17 protein-coding genes and 1 pseudogene are annotated in these 20,285 nt (G+C 72.8%); 9 read left to right on the top strand and 9 right to left on the bottom strand.

What is annotated here, in order from left to right; all coding sequences use genetic code 11:
* Positions 1–16 precede the first annotated feature (16 nt).
* Positions 17–1,492 (top strand): polyprenol phosphomannose-dependent alpha 1,6 mannosyltransferase MptB, encoded by a 1,476-nt coding sequence (gene mptB, locus ACTMSW_RS05655; RefSeq protein WP_441179676.1) that lies wholly within the window; start codon positions 17–19, stop codon positions 1,490–1,492.
* Between the two features lie 46 nt (positions 1,493–1,538).
* On the opposite strand, the gene ACTMSW_RS05650 is transcribed toward mptB, so the two are convergent.
* Both ACTMSW_RS05650 and ACTMSW_RS05645 read right to left on the bottom strand, forming a co-directional pair.
* Complete coding sequence (locus tag ACTMSW_RS05650; RefSeq protein ID WP_441179356.1) at positions 1,539–2,540, bottom strand: hypothetical protein; 1,002 nt, start codon at positions 2,538–2,540, stop codon at positions 1,539–1,541.
* Positions 2,537–2,902, bottom strand: coding sequence for a PadR family transcriptional regulator (locus ACTMSW_RS05645; protein ID WP_441179355.1), 366 nt, complete (start codon positions 2,900–2,902; stop codon positions 2,537–2,539). The genes ACTMSW_RS05650 and ACTMSW_RS05645 overlap by 4 nt, the downstream gene beginning before the upstream one ends.
* A 389-nt stretch (positions 2,903–3,291) precedes the next feature.
* On the opposite strand from ACTMSW_RS05645, the pseudogene ACTMSW_RS05640 reads away from it, so the two are divergent.
* The 4 genes and pseudogenes from ACTMSW_RS05640 to ACTMSW_RS05625 form a co-directional block, all read left to right on the top strand.
* A pseudogene (locus tag ACTMSW_RS05640) lies at positions 3,292–3,434 on the top strand (GMC oxidoreductase); the annotation flags it as partial.
* Between the two features lie 104 nt (positions 3,435–3,538).
* Complete coding sequence (locus ACTMSW_RS05635) at positions 3,539–4,648, top strand: NAD(P)-dependent alcohol dehydrogenase (RefSeq protein ID WP_441179354.1); 1,110 nt, start codon at positions 3,539–3,541, stop codon at positions 4,646–4,648.
* 589 nt (positions 4,649–5,237) lie between these two features.
* Complete coding sequence (locus tag ACTMSW_RS05630; protein ID WP_441179353.1) at positions 5,238–6,413, top strand: iron-containing alcohol dehydrogenase; 1,176 nt, start codon at positions 5,238–5,240, stop codon at positions 6,411–6,413.
* A 356-nt stretch (positions 6,414–6,769) separates the two neighbouring features.
* Positions 6,770–6,973, top strand: a complete 204-nt coding sequence (locus tag ACTMSW_RS05625; RefSeq protein ID WP_441179352.1) for a hypothetical protein — start codon at positions 6,770–6,772, stop codon at positions 6,971–6,973.
* 80 nt (positions 6,974–7,053) lie between these two features.
* On the opposite strand, the gene glnA is transcribed toward ACTMSW_RS05625, so the two are convergent.
* Positions 7,054–8,478, bottom strand: a complete 1,425-nt coding sequence (gene glnA / locus ACTMSW_RS05620; RefSeq protein ID WP_441179351.1) for a type I glutamate--ammonia ligase — start codon at positions 8,476–8,478, stop codon at positions 7,054–7,056.
* A gap of 312 nt (positions 8,479–8,790) precedes the next feature.
* On the opposite strand from glnA, the gene ACTMSW_RS05615 reads away from it, so the two are divergent.
* Positions 8,791–9,198, top strand: a complete 408-nt coding sequence (locus ACTMSW_RS05615; RefSeq protein ID WP_441179350.1) for an RDD family protein — start codon at positions 8,791–8,793, stop codon at positions 9,196–9,198.
* Between the two features lie 238 nt (positions 9,199–9,436).
* Here ACTMSW_RS05615 and ACTMSW_RS05610 read toward each other — a convergent pair whose 3' ends face one another.
* The gene (locus ACTMSW_RS05610; protein WP_441179349.1) at positions 9,437–10,126 is read right to left on the bottom strand and encodes a DUF4191 domain-containing protein; all 690 of its coding nucleotides are present in this window, start codon (positions 10,124–10,126) and stop codon (positions 9,437–9,439) included.
* 159 nt (positions 10,127–10,285) lie between these two features.
* Between ACTMSW_RS05610 and ACTMSW_RS05605 the strand changes: the two genes are divergently transcribed.
* Together ACTMSW_RS05605 and ACTMSW_RS05600 are read left to right on the top strand one after the other, a co-directional pair.
* Positions 10,286–10,492 (top strand): hypothetical protein, encoded by a 207-nt coding sequence (locus ACTMSW_RS05605; RefSeq protein ID WP_441179348.1) that lies wholly within the window; start codon positions 10,286–10,288, stop codon positions 10,490–10,492.
* Positions 10,489–13,560 (top strand): ATP-binding protein, encoded by a 3,072-nt coding sequence (locus ACTMSW_RS05600; RefSeq protein ID WP_441179347.1) that lies wholly within the window; start codon positions 10,489–10,491, stop codon positions 13,558–13,560. The genes ACTMSW_RS05605 and ACTMSW_RS05600 overlap by 4 nt, the downstream gene beginning before the upstream one ends.
* A 167-nt stretch (positions 13,561–13,727) precedes the next feature.
* Here the strand turns inward: ACTMSW_RS05600 and ACTMSW_RS05595 are convergent, their stop codons facing one another.
* On the bottom strand, positions 13,728–15,323 hold the full coding sequence (locus ACTMSW_RS05595) for a hypothetical protein (RefSeq protein ID WP_441179346.1): 1,596 nt from the start codon (positions 15,321–15,323) through the stop codon (positions 13,728–13,730).
* A gap of 64 nt (positions 15,324–15,387) precedes the next feature.
* Complete coding sequence (gene lipA, locus ACTMSW_RS05590) at positions 15,388–16,440, bottom strand: lipoyl synthase (protein WP_441179345.1); 1,053 nt, start codon at positions 16,438–16,440, stop codon at positions 15,388–15,390.
* 402 nt (positions 16,441–16,842) lie between these two features.
* On the opposite strand from lipA, the gene aspS reads away from it, so the two are divergent.
* Positions 16,843–18,129 carry an aspartate--tRNA(Asn) ligase gene (gene aspS, locus ACTMSW_RS05585; RefSeq protein ID WP_441179344.1) on the top strand — a complete coding sequence of 429 codons (1,287 nt, stop codon included), beginning with the start codon at positions 16,843–16,845 and terminating at the stop codon, positions 18,127–18,129.
* A 99-nt stretch (positions 18,130–18,228) separates the two neighbouring features.
* Here aspS and ACTMSW_RS05580 read toward each other — a convergent pair whose 3' ends face one another.
* The 3 genes from ACTMSW_RS05580 to ACTMSW_RS05570 are packed head-to-tail and all read right to left on the bottom strand — an operon-like array spanning position 18,229 to position 20,242.
* Positions 18,229–18,870, bottom strand: coding sequence for a TetR/AcrR family transcriptional regulator (locus ACTMSW_RS05580; protein ID WP_441179343.1), 642 nt, complete (start codon positions 18,868–18,870; stop codon positions 18,229–18,231).
* On the bottom strand, positions 18,867–19,532 hold the full coding sequence (locus ACTMSW_RS05575) for a DUF4166 domain-containing protein (protein ID WP_441179342.1): 666 nt from the start codon (positions 19,530–19,532) through the stop codon (positions 18,867–18,869). The genes ACTMSW_RS05580 and ACTMSW_RS05575 overlap by 4 nt, the downstream gene beginning before the upstream one ends.
* Before the next feature lie 5 nt (positions 19,533–19,537).
* Positions 19,538–20,242, bottom strand: a complete 705-nt coding sequence (locus ACTMSW_RS05570; protein ID WP_441179341.1) for a hypothetical protein — start codon at positions 20,240–20,242, stop codon at positions 19,538–19,540.
* Positions 20,243–20,285: the final 43 nt, after the last annotated feature.

Here is a 20,285-nt window from a genome sequence, read left to right as displayed (position 1 = left end):
CCGACTCGATACGCCGGTGACGCGCGCGGGCGCACCGGAGACACCACCCCGGACCGCCGGTCGTGCCCGCTGGGCCGGGCTGGCCGGCGCGGTGCTGCTCACCGTCGGGGGGTACGTCGGCGGCGCGCTGCCCGGCGCCACGGCGACCAAGGTGTGGAACTCCGACGACGGCCCGCTGACCGTGGCGCTGTGGCTGGCTGGCACGCTGCTGCTGACCGGGGCCTGGTGGGCGCTGCGCCGCGGCGCGCCGTCGACCCGCTGGGCGTACGTGACCGCCGGGCTGTGGCTGGTGCCGCTGCTGGTCGCCCCGCCGCTGGGCAGCCGGGACGTCTACTCGTACGCGTGCCAGGGCTGGGCGTACGCGCAGGGCGTGGACCCGTACGCGGTCGGGGTGGCCGGGGCGGGGTGTCCGTGGGTGGACGACGTGGCGCCGATGTGGCGGGACACGCCGGCACCGTACGGGCCGGTGTTCGTGGTGCTCGCGGCGCTCGCGGCGACGGTCGGCGGTGGCCTGACCGCCACGGTCGTGCTGCTGCGGCTGGTCGCGCTCACCGGGGTGCTGCTGTCCGCGCTCTGCCTGCCCGGGTTGGCCCGCGCGGCCGGCGTACCGACCCGCCGGGCGGCCTGGCTGGCGCTGGCCTGCCCACTGGTCGGCGTGCACCTGGTGGCCGGCGCGCACAACGACGCGGTGATGCTCGGCCTGCTGCTGCTCGGTCTGCTGGTGTTGGTTCGTCTCCCCGGCAGGCCCCGCGCGCTCGTGGTGGCCGGGGTGCTGCTCGGGCTGGCCGTGGCGGTGAAGGCCACCGCCGTGGTGGTGCTGCCGTTCGCGGCGCTGGCCGCCGTGCTGGGCCGCTACACCGTCCGCGCGTTGCTGCGCGACGGCGGCTGGCTGGCCGGCGGGGTGCTGGTCGCCCTCCTCGGCGCCTCCCTGCTCTCCGGCCTGGGGCCGGGTTGGGTCACCGGTCTGCACCGCAGCGGCGACGCCCAGCAGTGGACGTCGCCGCCGACCGCCGTCGGCATGGTCGTCGACTACCTCGGCGAACTGGTCGGGTGGAATCCCGCGGCGGTGCCGGTGGCCCGCGCGTTGGCGCTCGTGCTGCTCGCCGCGCTGCTGGTGCTGCTGTGGTGGCGCGCCTGGGCCGCACTGCGCGGGCTCAACGACGTCCGGCAGCGGGTGACCCGTCTGGAGGCGGCCCGCCCCCGGGTGGCCCTGCTCGGCGCCGGGCTGGCGCTGGCCGCCACGGTCGTGCTGGCCCCGGTCTTCCACCCCTGGTACGCGACGTGGCCGCTGGCCCTGCTCGCCGTCGCCGGCCGGCGCACCCTCTGGTTCGTGCCGCCGTGCGCGGTGGCGATGTTCCTCACCCTGCCCGACGGCACGAACCTGGCCCGGCTGACCAAGGCCCCGGGCGCGGTGGTGATGGCGGTCCTGGTCGTCGCCGTGGCGGTGTGGGGCCTGCCCCGCCTGCGCCGAGCGACCATCGACGTGGACTGAGCCGCTGTCGAACCGCCTCACAGGTGGGGCGGCGGCCGGTGGGGCGTCAGCGGGCCGTCCCGCAGGTCGGGCAGCGCTCGACGGTCGGGGCGCTCGACCGCGCGGTCGCCCGCCGGCGCAGGACGATCATCATGGGCAGCAGCGCGGGACCGACGACGGTCAGCGTCACCGCGGTGCCGGCCAGGGCGGACCAGCCGGGCGTCGGTGCGCCGCGCACGGCACCGTCCAGCGCCCCGGCGAGCACGTGCAGCGACATAAGGCCGAGCGGCGTGGCCAGGACGAGACCGGCCCATCCGGCCCGCGAATCGCCCCGCAGCGCCAGGCCGACGCCGACCAGCAGGACGATCACTAGCAGGGCCACCGCCGCGCCGGGCAGGATCTGGCTGGCCGTCCAGCCGTAGTAGCTCACATAGAAGTCCTCCGCCCGGGGCAGCAGGTTCGGCGCGGCGACGGCGGCGCACCCCACCGCCACCAGCGGCAGCAGCCGGGCCGCCGTGGGCAGCCGGTCCGGCAGTGCCAGCGCGACCAGCCCCAGCGCGACCTGGGGCAGGAGCACGAACAGCGGAGGCCGGGGCAGCCCGGTCAGGGCCGCCGCCGGAACCACGGCGACGGTCGCCAGCAGGGCGAGGCCGAGCAGGCGTCGCGTCCAGCGGAGCGACCCGACGGCCAGGGGCAGCACCGCGAGCAGCCACAGCGGCCACACGCCGACGCCGAGGGAGACGAACGGGCCGACGTGCGGCACGCCCCAGACCGCGGGTGGCGGGTGCTGCTCCAGCACCAGCCACGCGGCGGCCAGCGGGACCGCGGTCAGGAAGGCGAGCGCCGCCGCGAGGCGTACACCCGGGGTCAGGTCCGCCGCGCCGGCGGCCCGCAGCCGCTGGCGCAGGCCGCCGCGCACGAGGTCCGCGGCGTCCGCGGGTGAGGGCCGGCGCCGTCCCGGTCCGGCCAGGTCGAGGTACGTCCCGACGATCTCGTCGCCGCGCTCGCGGCGGTAGTCCGCCGGGTACGCGCGCAGCAGCCGCCGGTAGCGGCGCTCCAGGTCACTCATGCCAGCCCTCCTGCGGTACGCGGTGCCACCGGCCGGGTGGCGCGGGACCGGGCGCCGAGCCGGGCGGTGGCCGCCTCGACGTTGCGGCGCAGTCGCTCGGTCTCGGCGGCGAGGGTGGCCTCACCGGCGGTGGAGAGACGGTAGTAGCGGCGCAGCCGGCCGTCGACGGTCTCCTCCCGGTCGACCTCGACGAGGTGCGCGTCGGTGAGCCGGTCCAGGGCGCCGTAGAGGGTGCCGGGGCGCAGGGAGAGCCGCCCGTCGGAGAGGGCGGCGACCTCGCCGATGATCGCGTAGCCGTGCATCGGCTCGCGGGCGAGCGCGGTCAGGATGAGGAACGTCGGTTCGCGCAGTGGCGTGTCCACTCCGGCAATATATCGGACACGAAGGTATTGCGGGGGCCTCGACGGTGGCGGACAACGAAGCGGCCGGGCCGGCCCCGCGTGGTCTGGTGGCCTTCGGTGCGCGATGGGACGCCGGTCGCGGCCGGGGCATCCCAGAGTCGCCGAGGGTCCGGGGCGAGTAGGCCCGAGGGCTCCGCCCCGAACCCCGACCCTCCGCAGAGATCAGCCGAGCAGATCACCTCGCCAGGCACCACGAGGTCTACCAGCCTTGCTGGACAGGCTTCCTGGCCTTACCCCGTACACCAGTCATCGTGACTGATCCGTACAGCCGCGTCCCCAGGCAACTCGCCACATCGGTACAACGAGGTGGGCGACAATGAGCAGCAAGAGGAGAGCCTCTGATCGACCCCGAGTTGCGGGTGCACGGGATACGGGGCTGCGTGTCGCCGACGCTTCGGTCATGCCGCACGAGACCAGCGGCAACACCACTGCCCCCAGCATCATGATCGGCGAGAAGGCCGCGGACCTGATTCTCGGCCGCAGCGCCGGCTGACCGGGCACAGCTCCTGCGCGATCCGGTGCCGTCCAGGCAGCCAGCCCCGTACGACACCGGCACCTGCACAACCGCGAACCCATTGAGCAGAAGGCGAGAAGACCATGCCCACGACCGTCACCGCAGCAGTGGCCCGCACCGGACAGCACGGCTTCTCGATCGAGCGGCTGGAACTTGAGGACCCGCGTCCGGATGAGGTCCTCGTCCGCTACACCGCGGCCGGCCTGTGCCACACCGACCTGGAAGCCGCCGCAGGTCGTCTGCCCACCCCGCACCCGGTCGTCCTCGGCCATGAGGGTGCCGGTGTCGTGGAGGCCGTCGGCTCCGGGGTCACCGGCTTCCGGCCCGGTGACCGGGTCGTGCTCAGCCTCGACTCCGACGGCACCTGCCGCAACTGCCTGGCCGGGCAGCCCGCCTACTGCGAGCGACACGTCCCGCTGAACTTCGAGTCCCAACGCGCGGACGGCTCGGTCGGACTCACGGACAGTGCCGGGCCGGTTCATGACCACTTCTTCGGCCAGTCCTCCTTCGCCAGCCACGGCCTCGCCCACCCGCGCGGCCTGATCAAGGTGGACGACGAGGTGCCGCTGGCGACACTGGCCCCTCTCGGTTGCGGCATCGTCACCGGCGCCGGAGCGGTCTTCAACTCCCTCCGGGTCCAGGCAGGCAGCACTGTCGCCGTCTTCGGCGTGGGATCGGTCGGACTCTCCGCGCTGATGGCGGCCGCCGCCTGCGGCGCCACGCGTGTCATCGCCGTGGACACCAAGCCCGAACGCCTCGCCCTGGCCAAGGAGCTGGGTGCCACCGACCTGGTGGACGCGGTAACCGCCGACACCACCGAGGCCATCACCGCCCTGACCGGAGGCCGCGGGGTCGACTACAGCGTCGAGTCGACGGGCGTCGTCGCGGTGATGAACACCGCCATCGCCGCCCTCGCCCCCCTGGGCTCCGCGGCCATCCTCGGTGTCGCCGCCCTGGACGCCACCTTGCACGCCAACGTCTTCGAACTGCTCAAGGGCCGCACCATCACCGGCTCGGTCATGGGACACCAGGCCCCTGGTGTCCTCATCCCCCGTCTGCTCGGCCTGCACCGCCAGGGCCGCTTCCCCTTCGACCGCATGATCAGCACCTACCCGCTGGCCGACATCAACACCGCCGTCGCCGACGTGAAGACAGGCAGCACCGCCAAGGCCGTCCTCACCCATGCGGCCTGACCGAGGCCCCTTCCATGACCACGATCGGCCACATCCGGGCGGCCGCCGCAAGCCTGGCCATGACTCTCGCGCTCGCTGCCGCCCCCGCCACCGACGCCGTCGCCCAGCTCCGGGATTAGCTGTAGCCCCGAGAGGGTGCGCCCTGCTCAGCCGCGCTTGACGATGCCAGGTGGCGGTTGGCACTCCACTCGTGAAACAGAACCCGAGCGCCATTACGCCACATATGGTTCAAGCTTCAATCATTCGAGTTGAGGGTGATGAAGATGCGATCCGTAACCGCGGCCGGCGATCCCACGTCACGTGGACGGCCGCTGTCTGCTGGCGCACCGAGCACCCGCACCTTCGCCACCTGGTTAAGCCTGCCGCTCAGCGGGAACTGCCAGATCGCGGCTTCGTTTGTCAGCAGTCTCTCTCGAAGCGGGAGCGTGTGCCCGCAAAGGTTCGCTGACGGTGCACTGTTCACGAGTTGAGGAACTTCAGTTCCAGTTCTCTCGCGATGATCGATGCTGGCCTCACCAATGCCTCGCTGAGGCGAGATGCAGCGAGACCTGGCCATCGCGAAGGAGCGCCCAACAGGGGGGTAGGCGATATGTTCACAACTTTCCGTTCTCCCGCACTTGTGGAATTTGGTGCCGACGGACTCGAGCGACTAGCCGAGATATGCCGGTCGTTCGGCGTCAGCCGGCCGCTCATTGTCACAGACAAGTTCCTCGCTGACAGCCCCCTGATTAAGAAGGTAACTCAGCCGCTGGTTGAGGCGGGTGTGGAGTACGGCCTGTTCCGCGAAACCCTCCCCGAGCCGACCACGGGCTCGATTGACACACTCCGCGAAAAATTCGAGAGCGACGACTACGACGGCCTGATCGCCTTCGGTGGCGGCAGTGCAATGGATTCCGCCAAAGCGCTGGCCATCACTGAGACATTTGGAAAGGACTACCGGCGCTGGGTGGTGCCGCACACTCCGGCGGACAGGGTCGCTGTGCCGATAGTTTGCGTCCCCACCACCGCCGGCTCCGGGTCCGAAGTCAGCAATGCCTGCATTCTGAAGGATACTGCTACAGGCGAGAAACTCGTGTACCTCGGGCAGAGCTGTGTACCGAGTGCTGCGGTCATCGACTACGAATTGACCTTGAATGTGCCCGCCTCGCTGACTGCATCCACAGGAATTGATGCACTCGCACATTCGCTAGAGGCATATACCTCCACGGGAGCCAACCCCTTCAGCGATGCCATGGCACTGAGCGCGTTGAGCCTAATCGGCCCAAACCTGCGCACCGTCATCAGCGAACCGAGTGATCGTGAAGCGCGCCGACGGGTAATGCTGGGCGCAACCCAGGCAGGTTATGCATTCACCAGCGCTGGTGTCACCCTGGTGCACGGTATGACCGCTCCACTCGGGGGCCTGTTCGGCATCCAGCACGGGGTGTCGAACGCGATGGTGATGCCGACCGTGCACCGGTGGTCAACCAGCGCCGGGCAGAAACGATACGCCACGGCTGCCAGGGCGCTGGGGCTCGCTGCGGACGGCCACGACGACGCAACCGCCTCCCAGTTGGTCGCAGACGAGCTAACGGCGCTCAACCGGGATCTGGGACTGCCGTCCATGCAGGTCTACGGTCTCGACAAGCAGCGGTACTTCGAACAGATCGGCACCATGACTGAACAAGCTTTCCTCACAGGTGGGCCGGCGTTGAATCCCCGTGTGCCGACGCCAGAGGAAATGGCAGATCTGTATCGAGCAGCCTGGGAAGAAAAGTGGGACTGAGCCGAGGCGGCCCGGGCCATGCACCTCGATCGACTGGATGGCATGGCACCTCGGCTCGATGTTCGCCATGGCGGTCCGGGGCCGGCTGATCTCGGCCAGCCCCTGCGACAAGGGGATCGTCGGCCTGGAAGTGGACGACATCGACCTTGATGCGCGAGGGGTGTATGTCCGCTGCGCCTGCACCGTCGAGCTACCTGATGTCGTAGTGGTGGCGTTGCGTCGACACCCGGCCGACGGGTGCGACGCGGTCGAAGTCGAGGACGACCCGGACCGCCGCCGGCCGGTCCGCCGGGCCGCACGCCTGCTGTTCAAGGTGTGGGTGGCGAGCCTGTCAATGCAGCGACCTTCTCCCGGACGTGGCCGACCGCTCGGGAAGCGGTCGGCCTGCCGGCGCATCGGTCAAGACGGTCGAGCTTTCGCTTGGCCCCAGCACGCCCACCGTCACGCTCGACACCTACGTCCACGAGTGGCCGGACGTGCTCGACCGGACCTGGCTGCTCATCGACGGCGCGCTCGGTCAACATGGAACGGCGGCCACGCCGGCTGTGAGCCGGGCATGACCGCCGTCCGTGAGGTTGTACCCGACCTGTACCCAAGATCAGGGTAATCCTGTTGGCCCAGGTCAGCGCCTTGATGGACCTCAGCAGTCGAAGTACAGGGCGAACTCGTGCGGGGTCGGGCGCAGACGCACCGGGTCGACCTCGTTGGTGCGCTTCCACTCGATCCAGGTCGAGATCAGGTCGGGCGTGAAGACCCCACCGTCGAGCAGGTAGTCGTGGTCGGCCTCGAGGGAGTCGAGCACCGCCGACAGCGAGCCCGGCACCTGCTTGACGTCGCCCCACTCCTCCGGCGGGAGGTCGTACAGGTCCTTGTCGATCGGCGCCGGCGGCTCGATCTTGCTCTTGATGCCGTCCAGGCCGGCCATCATCATCGCCGAGAAGGCGAGGTAGACGTTGGCCGACGGGTCCGGCACGCGGAACTCGACCCGCTTGGCCTTCGGGTTGCTGCCGGTGACCGGGATACGGGTGCAGGCGGAGCGGTTGCGCTGCGAGTAGACCAGGTTCACCGGCGCCTCGAAGCCCGGCACCAGGCGGCGGTACGAGTTGATCGTCGGGTTGGTGAACGCCAGCAGCGACGGCGCGTGGTGCAGCAGACCACCGATGTACCAGCGGGCGGTGTCGGACAGGCCGGCGTAACCGGTCTCGTCGTAGAACAGCGGCTCGCCGTTCAGCCACAGGCTCTGGTGGGTGTGCATGCCCGAGCCGTTGTCACCGAAGAGCGGCTTCGGCATGAAGGTGGCGGTCTTGCCGTTCGCCCACGCCTCGTTCTTCACGATGTACTTGAAGAGCTGGAGCTGGTCGGCGGCGTGCAGCAGGGTCGAGAACTTGTAGTTGATCTCGGACTGGCCGGCGGTGCCGACCTCGTGGTGCGAGCGCTCCACGGTGAACCCGCTGTCGACCAGGCGCCGCACGATCGAGTCGCGCAGGTCGGCGTAGTGGTCCACCGGCGGCACCGGGAAGTAGCCGCCCTTGAAGGCGGTCTTGTAACCACGGTTGCCACCCGGCTCCTCGCGGCCGGTGTTCCAGGCGCCCTCGACCGAGTCGATGTAGTAGAACGACTGGTGCGCCGAGGTCTCGTGGCGGATCGAGTCGAAGATGTAGAACTCCGCCTCGGCACCGAAGTAGGCCGTGTCGGCGATGCCGCTGGCGGCGAGGTACGCCTCGGCCTTCTTCGCCACGTTCCGGGGGTCCCGGGAGTACGCCTCACGGGTGAACGGGTCGTGGATGAAGAAGTTGAGGGCGAGCGTCTTCTGCGCCCGGAAGGGGTCGATGAACGCGGTGGCGACGTCCGGGAGCAGGAGCATGTCCGACTCGTGGATCGCCTGGAAACCGCGGATCGAGGAGCCGTCGAAGGCGAGGCCCTCGGTGAGGAGGGCGTCGTCGACGGACTCGACCGGCATGTTGAAGTGCTGCATCACGCCGGGCAGGTCACAGAACCGTACGTCGACGAACTTCACGTCCTCGTTCTTGAGGTATCGCAGGAGTTCCTCGGAATTGGCGAACACACGTCCTCCTGGCACGTCCACGGGTGGCTAGGCTCTTGGCGACGCTATGGCCAGGCGGTTGCCCGGCCATGTCTTGAGTGTTTCTGCCGTGTTACGTCCCTCGCGGAGCGTCATCCGCGTCCGTCGGGCCGGACCCACCCGCTCGCCGGGACGCCGCCGACTGTGCCATTGTATGAACACTTGCTCCATTTGGCCCCTTTTTGCGTCCTCGGCACGGCCCCACTCCGGGCGGAGGGCCTGTCGCTCCGGACGGCCCACGCCACCCCGGTCCTGTTCCGGGCCGTCCCGGTCCCCTGGATACCCTTGACCGCTGTGACCACGCCGCAGGAACGCCCCCGACCGCCCGCTTCGGACCCGACCTTCACGCCGCCCACCCTGGGCCGGCGGTTCGGCGCGCTGATCATCGACTGGGTGCTCTGCCTGCTCGTCGCGCGAGGCTTCGCCGACCCGGTCACCGACGGCTGGGCGCCGGTGCTGGTGCTGATCCTGGAGTACGGCTTCTTCCTCGGCCTCTTCGCGCAGACCCCCGGCATGTACATCACGAAGATCCGTTGCGTCTCGTGGACCGACGGCGGCCGCATCGGCCTGATCCGTGGTCTGCTGCGCGGCCTGCTGCTGGCGCTGGTCGTGCCCGCCCTGCTCATGGACGACAAGCGTCGCGGCCTGCACGACCGCCTCACCGGCTCGGTGATGGTCGACGCCCCCCGCCGCCCCGCCTGAACGCGCCGCGGCCTTCAGCCCCGCCCCGCCCCGCCCCTGCTCCGCCCCGATCCGCCCCGCGATCTTGCGCTTTCTGCCGCCGCGAATGGGATGTTCTTCGCGATCCGGCGACCAGAAGTGCAAGATCGCCGAGCGAGGGCCGACGGCCGAGGGCGGAGTGGCCGGCCCGTGCCTCCTTGACGACGAGGGCCGGGCTCCCGTCGGGAGTCCGGCCCTCTCGTCGCGTACGCGGGCGGGGTCAGCGGCCCCGCGACTGGCGGAACGCGCCGCGCGGCGGCCGCATGTTCTTGGGGATCGCGCCCTTCGGCAGTTGCGGGCGGGCGGTGAGGGCCTTGAGCCGCTTGTCGAGGGAGTTGACGTCCTTGCCGCTGAGGCTGCGGGGCAGCCGCATGAGGGTCATTCGCAGCTTCCGGATGGGCAGCTGGCCCTCCTCGGTGCCGATCACGTAGTCGTGCAGCGGCGCGTTGCCGATTACCTTGGCCAGCCGACGCTTCTCCTGGCCGAGCAGGCCGCGCACCCGCTGCGGGTTGCCCTCGGCCAGCAGGATCACGCCGGGGCGGCCGATGACCAGGTGCACCATGTCCATCTGGGTGGTGGAGGTGACGGCGGGCGTGACCCGCCAGTCGCCGCGCATGTTCTCCATGATCTGCGCCGCCGCGCCGGGCTGCCCCTCCGCGGCGTTCATCATCGCCCGGTTGGACCGCAGGTTGAGCACGATCAGCAGGCAGAGCAGCGTGATCAGGATGCCCAGCGGGATCCAGATCCAGCCCCAGGCGAGGAACGCGACCACGGTGAGCGCGAGCGGGAGGACCACCGCGGCGAAGGCCAGGGGCGCGAACCACCTGTCCTGCTTGGCGGTGAACCGGAACACCATCCCGATCTGCTTCAGCCGCTGGCCGAACGAGACCTTCTCCTGGGGCTTTGCCATGACCCAGAGTCTAGTGGTGCCCCGCGCGCCGGGTGATCCGCGGGCGGCTGAGTACCTTACGCCGCCGTACACCCGCCGGGGGCCGCCGGTAAGGAGGTGCGGCCTCCGAAGATCAGGCAGCGCACCCATGCCCGGTGGGCACCTTCGCGCGGAGAGTCGGTGTCAGCGAAGGACGACGACCGCGAGGAGCCCGAGATGTTCACCAACGACCCCGAATACCTGCTCAGCGTCCACCGTACGCACGCCGCCGAGCTGCGCGCGGAGGCCGCCGCGGACCGGCTGGCCCGGACGCTGCCGCGCCGGTCGGCGCGCGGCTGGCTCAGTCGCCGGCACCACGCCGGCCGCGGCGACGCAGCCGTCCGGTGACCGCCACCCTTCCGGCGGCGGCGACCGCCGAGCGGCACCCGGCCCCGCAGCCCGATCCGGGCGGCGGGGCCGGTCCGCGTTCCGGCGACGTGTCCGGGACCGGGCACCGCCCCGGCGGTACGGTCGCGGACCGGCCGATCGGTGGGCAGGGGCACGAGGGGCGGCGTGGCATGCTCGGTGCCGTGACCGCACGCGCCGCCCGCACCGTTCTCGTCGGTCGCCAGCGCGAGCTCGCGGCCCTGCGGGACGCCCTGGCCCGGGCCCGCGACGGCGAGCCGACCACCGTCCTGGTCGGCGGTGAGGCCGGGGTGGGCAAGACCCGGCTGCTGGAGGAGTTCGGCCACCGGACCGGCGTGGCTGACGCCCGGCTGCTGGTCGGGCAGTGCCTGGAACTCGGCGAGGCGGGCCTGCCCTTCGCGCCGTTCGCGGCGGCGCTGCGGGCCGTGCTGCGCCAGGACGGCCCGGGGGTCTTCGACGGGTACGAGGCGGAGTTCGCCCGCCTCCTGCCCGAGCTGGCCCGGGGACCGCTCGGCGCCGCCGTACCGGCCGCGGCCGGTGTCTCCGACGCCCCACGCGGATACCTGTTCGACCTGGTCGCGGAGCTGTTCGGCCGGCTCGCCGCCGAGCAGCCGCTGGTGCTGGTGATCGAGGATCTGCACTGGGCCGACCGCTCGACGCGGGACCTGATCGGCTTCCTGGTCCGCGCGGCGCGCACCGACCGGCTGCTGCTGGTCTGCACGTACCGCACCGACGAGCTGCACCGCGGCCACCCGCTGCGCCCGTTCATCGCCGAGCTGGACCGGGCCCGCGGGGTCGAGCGGGTCGAGGTGGGCCGATTGGACCGGGACGGCACCGCGGCGATCCTGGCCGACCTGCTCGGCGCCGAGCCCGCCGCCCGGTCCGTCGACGACGTCCACGACCGTACCCAGGGCAACCCGTTCTTCATCGAGGAGCTGGCCGCCGCCGGTGACCCGGTCGGTTGTGCGGTGCTGCCGGACACCCTGCGCGACCTGCTGCTGGCCCGCGTGGACCGGCTGCCCGACGGGGCTCAACGGGTGCTGCGGATGGCCGCCGCCGGCGGCACCCGCTTCGCCCACCAGCTTCTCGCCGAGGTCGCCGGGCTGCCCGAGGCCGAGCTGGAGGACGCGCTGCGGGCCGCCGTCGCCGCCCAGCTCGTGGTGGCCGACCCGGACGGCGACTACGAGTTCCGGCACGCGCTGGTCCGCGAGGCCGTCCACGACGAGCTGCTCCCCGGCGAACACGCCCGCCTGCACGCCCGCTACGCGGCGGCCATCGAGGCCCAGCCGAACCTCGTCGCCGCCGGACGCGCGCCGGCCGAGATCGCCCACCACTGGTACGCCGCACACGACCACCCCCGCGCCCTGGTGGCCGCTCGCACCGCCGCTCGCGCCGCCGCCGACCGGTACGCGTACGCCGAGCAGAGCCGGCTGCTGGAGCGGGTGCTGGAGCTGTGGGAGCTGGTGCCCGACGCCGCCGACCGGCTCGGCATGGACCACCTGGCCGTACTGGAGGAGACCCTGGCGGCGGCCACCACCGCGGGTGACTACCAGCGGGCTCTCACCCTGACCCGGGCCGCGCTGGCCGAGGTGGACACCGGCGCCGAGCCGCTGCGCGCGGCGCGGCTGCTGGACCGGCGTGGCCGGATGCTGTCCATCCTCGGCAAGAGCGACGGTGCCGCCGAGCTGCGGGAGGCGTACCGGCTGGCGAAACAGGGGCCGGACGGCCCGGAGCGGCTGCGGCTGCTCGCCGACGTCGCCGCCCACCTGGGCCGGGTGGACCGCGCCGAGGGGGCCCGGATCGCCGCGGAGGTGACCGCCGCGGCGCGGGCCGCCGGGCTGGACGCGCAGCTGCCGATCCAGCTCGCCGTCGCCGACCGGCGCGCCGGCGCACCCGACCTGGGCCTGGCCGAACTGCGCCGGTGCGAGGCGTTGGCCCGGGCCGCCGACGCGGTGCCGGCGCTGGTCAGCGCCCTGGTCCACATCTCCGACGTGCTCTTCGAGCTGGGCCGGTACGAGGAGTCGGCACGGGCGGCCAGCGACGGGGTGACCGAGGCCCGTCGGGTGGGGATCAGCCGGTCCACCGGCGCGTACCTGCTCTCCAACCGGGCCGAGGCGCTGCTCGCGCTGGGCCGCTGGACCGAGGCCGGGGAGGTCTGCGCGGAGGCCGCGCGGATCGACCCGCCCGGCGTCACCGGCTCCCACTGGCAGCAACTGCGGGCGGGCCTGCGGCTGGCCCAGGGCCACCCGGGCGCGGACGAGTCGGTGGGCCGGGCGTTGAGCTTCCTGTCCAAGCCCTACCTGCACCCGAACCAGCGGCTGCCGCTGACCGAGCTGCGCCTGGAGGCGGCCCTCTCCGCCGACGACGAGGCCGAGGCCCGGCGCGCGGCGGAGACGGCTCTGGCCGACACCAGCCTCGTCGACTGCCCCCGCTACGGGTGGCCGCTGCTGACCGCCGTCGCCCGGGTCGCCCGGCACCTCGGCGACGAGCGGCTCGCCGGTCGGGTCGCCGCGCTCGCCGCCGCCGTACCGGTCCGGTTCCCCGCCGAGCGGGCGCACGCGGCGCAGGTCGCGGCGAGCGTCGCGCCGGGCGACGACGAGCTGGCGGCCTGGCGTACGGCGGTCGCGGCGTGGCGGGCGGACGGACAGCCGTGGCCGCTCGGCCGCGCGCTGCTCGCGCTCGCGGAGGCCGCCGCCGCGACGGGGGAGCGGGACGAGGTGGCCGAGGCCGTCGCCGAGGTGGCGGCGTTGGCCGGCCGGCTCGGCGCGACGCCGCTGGCCGGGCAGGCCGCCACGCTGGCCCGCCGCGTCGGCCTGCGCGGGGCGACCCGGGGTCGTCCGGGAGCCGACCTGCTGACGGCCCGCGAGCGGGAGGTGCTGCGGCTGGTCGCCGAGGGGCACAGCAACAGCCGGATCGCCGAGCAGCTCTTCATCTCGCCGAAGACGGCCAGCGTGCACGTGTCCCGGATCATCGCGAAGCTCGACGTGCACAACCGGGTGGAGGCCGCCGCCCTGGCCCACCGCCTGAACCTCCTGTCCGACCCCGACTGACCGCCCCGCCCGCCCGCCCCGCGCGCCCGCGGGCTCCGCGCCCCGCGCCCCGCGCGCCCGCGGGCTCCGCGCGCACTTTCTCGGAAAGAGTGGCCATGGGAGGCGGAATAGCCACTCTTCCCGTGGAACTGCGGCGGGGGTGGGTGGGGGTGGGGTGGGGTGGGGGGTTAGGGGGTGGGGCGGTAGGCGTGCCAGTCGGGGATGGTGAACACCTCGCGCAGGCGGGGGTCGGTGCGGAGGCGTTCGTCCAGTGGCGAGCCGGTCCGGGCGACCCACACCGCGTCCGGTGCGGAGTCCACCCGCTCCCGGTAGGGACGGTAGCGGTCGTGGCCGGGCCTCAGATCGTCGTCCACCACCGCGCAGACGACGTCCTCGCCGCTGGCGAAGGTGAGCCGGTTGCAGGTCCAGTAACCGGCGTGCACGTGCGCGACGCCGAGCTGCCGCAGGGTCTCGACCAGGACGTCGTGGCGGGCCTGCTCGGCCCGGGCGGCGGGTGCGGTGGCGATCGCACCGGCCGTCGCGACGGCCGCGGTGCCCAGGACCGCCGCGAGCACCCCGGCAGCGACCAGGCGCGCGGCGGCTGGCCGGCCGGGTTCGGCGGGCCGCCGCCGGGCCGCGTTCCACAGCGGCCACAGCAGCACCGGTACGGAGATGAGCAGGCAGGACAGGTACCGCGCACTCTCGATCGGGGTGCGGCCGGCCGCGCTGCTCGACAGGTAGACGGCCAGGGTCGCGACGGCCGCCCCGACCAGGGCGAGCGAGAGGGCGGCCCGCACCGCCGGGGCCGACGGGGTCCGAGCGGCGGAGGTCCGCAGGGCGCGCCATGCGGTGAGGCCGGCGACGAGCAGGAGCACCGGGAGCGCCAGGGCCCACCAGAGCTGCCACCCGGCGCACCGCCCGGGGGAGCAGAAGCCCATCCCCAGCGGCGGTCCGAGCACGAGTGCCCCGTGCAGGCGGTCGACCCACCCGGCGGACTGGCCGGAACCGGCGGCGGCGAGCACCGCGTCGAGCGGGTTGCGTCCGGCGGCGAGGCTGTCCACGAGCAGCGGGGCGGCCCCGACCAGCGCGCCGAGCCCGAGCAGCGCCCCGGCTCGGCCGCGCACCTCCCGCCACCGGTAGGCGACCAGCACCGCCCCGGCGGCGGCCACGTACGGCAGCACCAGCGGGTCCACCCAGAGCAGCAGTCCGGCCAGCAGGCCCCAGCCCGCCCACCGGGGGAGTCGGTGGTCGGGCCGGCCGGTCGCCAGGTCGTACGCGAGGACGGCCAGCGCCATCCCGGCGGCGTTCATCTCGGGGTAGCCGCCCCCGGCGATGAGCTGGTTCTTGACCACCCGGTCGGAGCCGAGGGCGAGGACCACCACGACCAGCAGGCCGAACCAGCGGTCGGCGGTCAGCCGGATCGTGAGCCGCCAGGCGAGCACCAGGAAGATCGCGTACAGGGCGAGGGTGGGCAGCCGCAGGCCGAGGGTCGACGGGCCGGCGAGGGCGAACACCGGTGCGGCGAGGTACGCCTCCAGCGTCCCCATGTACCGCTGGCCGTAGAACCAGACGGGGAAGTCCTGCCCCTGCGCGATGTGCAGGGCGGCCAACCCCATCGTGGCCTCGTCGCTGTTCGTCCGCGGTGTGTCGGCGAGCAGCAACCCGAGGCGGTACGCGACACCGGCCACCACCGCGAGAAGGGTCAGCAGCGTGGGCAGCCGGGGCCAGGAGGACGGGAGCGCGCGCAGCGCGTGGCGTCGCTCCTGGCGTACCCCGGCGGTCATGGGCCGATCATGGCACTCGGCGGTCGGCCGCCGCGGCGCGGTGGGGGTGCGGCGGCCGGATTCCTCAGCCGGCGGTGCCGACCGGGGTGGCCTCGCGGGCGTCCAGGGCCTGCCGGTAGAGCCGTCCGGCGCGGTACGACGAGCGCACCAGCGGACCGCTCATCACGCCCGCGAAGCCGATCTCCTCGGCCTCCTCGCGCAGCTCCACGAACTCCTCCGGCTTGACCCAGCGCTCGACCGGGTGGTGCCGGGGGGTGGGGCGCAGGTACTGCGTGATGGTGATCAGCTCGCAGCCGGCGTCGTGCAGGTCGCGCAACGCCTGGGAGATCTCCGCGCGCTCCTCGCCCATGCCCAGGATGAGGTTGCTCTTGGTGACCAGGCCGTCCGCGCGGGCCTGCCGGATCACGTCGAGGGACCGGTCGTAGCGGAACGCCGGCCGGATCCGCTTGAAGATCCGTGGCACGGTCTCCACGTTGTGGGCCAGCACCTCCGGGCGCGCGCCGAAGACCTCGGCGAGCTGCTCGGGAACCGCGTTGAAGTCGGGGATCAGCAGCTCGACGCCGCAGCCGGGCTGCAGGGCGTGGATCTGCCGGACCGTCTCGGCGTAGAGCCAGGCGCCGCCGTCGGGCAGGTCGTCCCGGGCGACACCGGTGATGGTGGCGTAGCGCAGACCCATCGACACGACCGACTCGGCGACGCGGCGGGGCTCGTCGGCGTCGAACTCGGCCGGCTTGCCGGTGTCGATCTGGCAGAAGTCGCAGCGCCGGGTGCACTGGTCGCCACCGATGAGGAACGTCGCCTCCCGGTCCTCCCAGCACTCGTAGATGTTGGGGCAGCCGGCCTCCTGGCAGACGGTGTGCAGCCCCTCGCGCGAGACCAGCCCGCGCAGCTGGGTGTACTCCGGGCCCATCTTGGCCTTGACCTTGATCCACGGCGGCTTGCGCTCGATCGGCGTCTCGGCGTTGCGCGCCTCGATCCGCAGCAGCCGTCGCCCTTCGGGGGCGGCGGTCGCGGGGCGCGCAGCCTGGCCGGTCGTCGGCGCGGAGTGCTCGATCGTCACAAAACCGAGCCTACGCCCGTCGGCCGTGGTCGATGCACGTCGGGCGACGGCCGTCACGCCCGGATTCTTGTGACGCCGGACACCGGGGGCGAAAAAACCGCGTCACATGGACGGCGCCGGTGGTGCTAGCGTGCCCGCAGAGCTGTGACGGAGCCGAGTAGGGCACCGGGACGCCAGTTTCAAGAGAGCCGCCGGTTGCTGCGAGGCGGTCTGGCGCCGGTGCGTGAAGACCCTCCCGAGCTGCGGGAAGAACGGTAAGGAAGGGCCCCTTCTTAACGCCTCCGGTAGAGGAAGGGTCCCCTCTTAACGACCCAGTAGACCCCGCCCGGCTGGCCCCGGTGAAAAGGCGACGAACGAGGCTCCCGCTCCGGCGGGGGCGAAGGTGTGGTGGCACCGCGAGGAACCCGCTCGCCCACACCTCCCGGGGATCGCGTTGCGATTATCGAGGAGGTAACCGCCGTGCAACGCATCCTGTCCTCCCAGCTCATCGCCCATGTCGGCGAGACCGTGCGGATCGCCGGTCACGTGCACCGCCGCCGGCTGCTCAAGTCGGTGGCCTTTTTGATCGTGCGGGACGCTGCCGGGCTCGCCCAGGTGGTCGTCACCGACGCCGCCGTGCGCGCGGCCGTGGAGACGCTGCCCGAGGAGACCGTCGTCGAGGTGGTCGCCACGGTGGTCGTCAACGCGACGGCGCCCGCCGGGGTCGAGCTGACCGCGCCGACAGTACGACCACTCGGCGCACCCGCCGAGCCACCGCCCTTCGACCTGTACCGGCCGGCCCTCACCGCCACCCTGCCCACCCAGCTCGACCACGCGCCCGTCGCGCTGCGGCACCCGACCCGGTCCGCCGCGCTGCGCATCTCCGCGGCGGCGGTGGCCGGCTTCCGGGCCGCCCTGGACGCCCGCGACTTCGTCGAGATCCACACCCCGAAGGTGGTCGGCTCGTCCACCGAGAGCGGGGCGAACGTGTTCGCGCTGGACTGGTTCGGCCGGCCCGCGTACCTGGCCCAGTCGCCGCAGTTCTACAAGCAGCTCATGGTCGGCGTCTTCGAGCGGGTGTACGAGGTGGGGCCGGTGTTCCGGGCCGAGCCGCACGACACCGTCCGGCACCTGGCGCAGTACACGTCGCTCGACGCCGAGCTGGGCTTCGTCACCGACCACCGGGACGTCATGGCGGTGCTGCGGGACACCCTCGCCGGGATGCTCGACACCGTCGCCGACCGGGCCGGCGCCGCGCTGGCGGTGTTGGACGTGGCGGTGCCGGAGGTGCCGGCGGAGATCCCCGCGGTGCACTTCACCAACGCGCTGACGATCGCCGGAGCGCCGACCGACGAGCCGGACCTGGCCCCGGCGCACGAGCGGGCGCTGGGGGAGTGGGCGCGCGCCGAGCACGGCTCGGACTTCCTCTTCGTCACCGGGTACCCGTTGGCGAAGCGACCCTTCTACACCCACCCCGACCCGGAGCGGCCGGCGTACTCCAACGGCTTCGACCTGCTCTTCCGGGGACTGGAGCTGGTCAGCGGAGGCCAGCGGCTGCATCGGCACGCCGACTACCTGGCGGCGCTCACGGCCCGGGGCGAGCCGGTCGAGCCGTACGCCGGCTACGTCGACGCGTTCCGCCACGGCATGCCCCCGCACGGCGGTTTCGCCATCGGGTTGGAACGCTTCGTCGCCCGCCTGACCGGCGCCGCGAACGTCCGCGAGGTCACCGCGTTCCCGAGAGACCTCCACCGCCTGACCCCCTGACCCCCCACACCACCCGGTTGATCAAGAGGTTTGCGTCAGATCGCGCGCGGATCCTGACGCAAACCTCTTGATCAACGCCGGTCTGCAGCCTCCGGGGGGTCAGGTTCGGGGGCGGAGTTTGGCGCGGAGGGCGGCGCGGGCCAGGGGGCCCAGGTCGTCCACCACCTCGACCAGGACGGCCAGTCGTTCGAGGGCGTCGAACGCGTCCCGGGCACCGGCGTTGTCGACGCCCTCGAAGAGTTCGAGACCGACGAAGGCGGCGGAGATGGCGCGGGCCAGCCCGGCCGGGTCGGCGACCGGGGCGAGCGGGGAGTCGCGCAGCAGGCGCCGCAGCACGGTCTCGATCTCCGCCGTCCAGAGTCGGAGCGCCGACGCCGTGGGCTCGGCGAGCCGCTGGTCGGTCTGGGCGCCGGCCAGCATCTGGGCGAGCACGGCCACGTTCCCCTCGGCGCGCTCCTGCTCGTGCAGCGCGCGCCCGAGGTCGAGCAGTTCGCGCAGCGAGCGGACGTCCGCGAAGCGTTCGCGGTAGACGGCGACGCGGGCGGCGGTCGCGCTGCGGCACGCCTCGGTGAGCAGGTCGTCGACGCTGCCGAAGTGGTAGAAGACGAGGGCCTGGTTGACCCCGGCGGCCGCGGCGATGGTCCGGGCCGACACCCCGGCGATACCGTGGGCCCGGATCGCGGCGAGCGCGCCGTCGATCAGCTTGTCGCGGGTGGCGGGCATGCGGGTCCCTTCGGTCATTCCCGCGCATTCTCCCGCAGTGGTCGCACGGCGGCGGGCACCGGTGCCCGGTCGGGGCGCAGGTACCGCAGGCTGAAGCTACCGGTGTAGCCGAACAGCGGCCCGAACCGGTGGTTGGTGACCGCCACCTGGATGCCGAAGCGGCCGGTGCCCTCGTCGTACCACTCGCGCAGGCGGGCCTCGCCGGTCACCGTCGCGGGGCAGCGCAGACCGCTGCGGGAGCGGTAGGTGCCGCTGCGGATGGTGAGCGCGCCGGTGGCGTCGACGCCCAGGTGCAGGTCCACGGCGAGGTGCTGGTGGGTGCCGAGGTAGTCGACCAGGACGCCGCGCTGCTCGCTCCACACCATCGTGGCGTCGAAGCGACGACGGCGGTGCGGGGACACCTGGAAGGTGCGGACGAAGGTGAGGGTGGGCCGGCCGTACGAGTCGGTGTAGGCGTAGTTCTCGATGGTGAAGGGCACCTGCTCGCCGGTCTCCGGGAACAGGACGTGCCGCAGGGTGCCCAGGTGCAGGAACGGGGCGGTGAACGCGGCGCCCCGCCACACGCGGTCCATCACGCCGGTGCCCACGCACCCGACGTGGTCGGCGCCGTCGACGCCGAAGCGGCGCTGGAGTTGCGGGTGCAGCCGGTCGAAGTCGGCGCCCAGAGCGCGACGGAACACGGAGGTCACAGTGTCTCCAACAGGGCGGGCGGACGGGCGGCGAGACGGTCCGGCGGGCGGCGCCGGCAGCGACGGGCGGCCGGGGTGTGCGGATGCGGCGGCAGGACCGCCGCGACGAGCGAGGCGGCGAGGATCGCGACGGCCGCCGGGGCGCGTCCGGCCGGGCCGGCCAGCAGGCCGACGGCCAGCACCCCGAGCAGGCGTACGGCGACCTCCCGGACCGCGTTGCGCCGGGCCCGCTCCGGCGGTACGTCGTGCTCCACCCAGAGCCGGAGCCGGTCGAACGACCAGGCGGTGGCCCAGCCGAACAACGGGCGGAAGGCGAGGTCGACGAGGCGGCCCACCGGTCCCCACCGGGGGGTGTAGGTGTAGCCGGTCAGGAACCGCACCCCGGCCGGACCGGGCACGTAGCGCCAGTAACCCGAGCCCGCGGCGATCAGCGAGCGCGGGTCGTCCGAGCCGAACCGCAGCGCGGAGGTGCGGGTGCCGTCCGGGCGTTCCCGCTCCCCGACCTGTACGCCCCAACCGCCGATCGACACCCCGGGAGCCACCGTCGTCGCGTACCGGAAGCGGGCCGGCGTGCTGCCCGGGACCGGGTCGATCCGGCCGAAGCGGGCGTCCCACCGACGGTGGGCCCCGGGGTCCTGCGTCGCTCGCCAGACATGCTCCAGCGGTACGCCGATCAGTGTCTCGACATAGATGGCGCGCATGCCGGCCCCCGTTCTTGAGCGATCGCTCAAAGCGCAGGGTAAC

It is taken from the genome of Micromonospora sp. BQ11 (assembly GCF_052068135.1).
GTDB lineage: Bacteria > Actinomycetota > Actinomycetes > Mycobacteriales > Micromonosporaceae > Micromonospora.
The sequence above is the reverse complement of the archived record's forward strand: the minus strand, read 5'-3'. Positions and strand labels throughout refer to the sequence as shown.